Here is a 1,774-nt window from a genome sequence, read left to right as displayed (position 1 = left end):
GCGAGGATCTCGTCCAGACCGCCCGCCGTGACCGTCCGTCGCCTCATTCGACCACGATCTCCTCGAAGGTGATGGTCACGCTCTCGGTGGCGGGGCTGGACTCGCCCGCCTTCAGCGACGGGCCCTCCCACTTGCTGGCCCAGCCCTGCATCAGCTGGATGCGCCGCACCGTGCTGCCCGTCGAGTCCTTGATCTCGATGGTCAGGTTCTGCCGTGCGGTGTCGACGGCCCCGTTGTTCAGGGTCTCCTTGATCCACTTGGTGAACTCGCTGCTCTTGTCGAGTCCACGGGTGATCGTCACCTCACCGGCCTGCCGTGCGCCCGGCTGCTTGCGGATGATCTGCTTGCCCTCCGCGGTGACCTGACGGACCTCGACGACCTCCTCCTCGACGGTCAGCCCGCTGATCTCCTGGACGGACTCGACGAGATAGCCGCCCAGCTGCACGCCGAAGACGTGGGTGGAAAGAGCGTCGCCCTCTGCCATGGTTCTCTGTCACCTTTTCGTTCGTGTCCGAAGACGTGGGGTCAGGGTCCGGGCGCCGCGGCACCCGGTGGGTCACTCGTCGACGAGGCTCGTGCTGTCGGAGAACTGGGCGAGCCGGAACACCACGAACTCCGCCGGCTTCACCGGGGCGACGCCGATCTCGCACACCACCCGGCCCAGGTCGATCGACTCCTGCGGGTTGTTCTCCCGGTCGCACTTGACGTAGAACGCCTCCTCCGCCGTCCGCCCGAAGAGGGCGCCCCGGCGCCACTCCTCGGTGAGGAACGCGGTGACGTTGCGCCGGATGCTCGACCACAGCCGGTCGTCGTTCGGCTCGAACACCACCCACTGGGTGCCCAGCAGGATCGACTCCTCCAGGTAGTTGAAGAGCCGCCGTACGTTGAGGTAGCGCCAGGCCGGGTCCGAGGAGAGGGTCCGCGCCCCCCAGATCCGGATACCGCGTCCGGGGAAGGCACGGACACAGTTGACGCCGATCGGGTTGAGCAGGTCCTGCTCGCCCTTGCTGAGGCGGAGTTCCAGGTCCACCGCACCGCGGATGACCTCGTTGGCCGGGGCCTTGTGCACCCCGCGCTCGACGTCGCTGCGCGCCCACACCCCGGCGACGTGACCGCTCGGCGGCACCAGCGTGTTCCGGCCGGTCGCCGGGTCGAACACCTTGACCCAGGGGTAGTACACGGTGGCGTAACGCGAGTCGAACCCGGCGTCCTCGTTGCGCCAGGTGCGGACCCGCTGCGCGTTCATCGACGGCGGGGTGTCCAGGACGGCGACCCGGTCGCCCATCTGCTCGCAGTGCGCGATCACGGCGAGCTGGACCGTCTTGACGCCCTCCGCGTCGAGGTCGCCCCGCCGGTGCGCGCTCATCAGGTCCGGCACGGCGACCATGGTGATCTCGTCGATCGCCTCCAGACCGGCGAACCCGGTACGGGCCGACGCGTCGCCGACGTACTCCGCCGCGTCGAGCCGGGCCACACCGGCGCCCGGCGCGGGGGCGGCCACCAGGCCGACGCTCTGCCGCTCCGGGCGGCTCTGCGCCGCACCCGGCTGCTCGGTGACCTCGATGAGCTTCGACTCGCGCACCTGGTTGACCAGGTAGCCCTTGACGCTCTTACGGGTGGACGCCTCGTAGCTCTCCACCACCTTGCCGCCCTGCCGCACCAGCAACCGGAAGCGGTCCTCCGGCGGGTTCTCGCCCTCGGCGTCGGCGACCTCCACGGAGACGTCGGCGCCGGCACCGGCCCGCGCGGACACCAGGAACTGTCTCTTATACAC

2 protein-coding genes are annotated in these 1,774 nt (G+C 69.6%); both read right to left on the bottom strand.

Annotated features, from left to right (window positions below; all coding sequences use genetic code 11):
- Window positions 1-43: 43 nt before the first annotated feature.
- On the bottom strand, window positions 44-484 hold the full coding sequence (locus tag IH13_RS0118800; protein WP_031085945.1) for a phage tail protein: 441 nt from the start codon (window positions 482-484) through the stop codon (window positions 44-46).
- A gap of 72 nt (window positions 485-556) precedes the next feature.
- On the bottom strand, window positions 557-1,774 hold a 1,218-nt coding region (locus tag IH13_RS0118795), incomplete at its 5' end, for a phage tail sheath family protein (RefSeq protein WP_063837460.1).

Source organism: Streptomyces sp. NRRL WC-3549, assembly GCF_000721935.1.
GTDB lineage: Bacteria > Actinomycetota > Actinomycetes > Streptomycetales > Streptomycetaceae > Streptomyces.
Note: the sequence above shows the minus strand (reverse complement) of the source record. Positions and strands in the feature narration are given on the sequence as shown.

Excerpts from the sequence above, each read along its gene's own strand:
- IH13_RS0118800 (WP_031085945.1), bottom strand. The coding sequence starts at position 484 with ATGGCAGAGGGCGACGCTCTTTCCACCCACGTCTTCGGCGTGCAGCTG.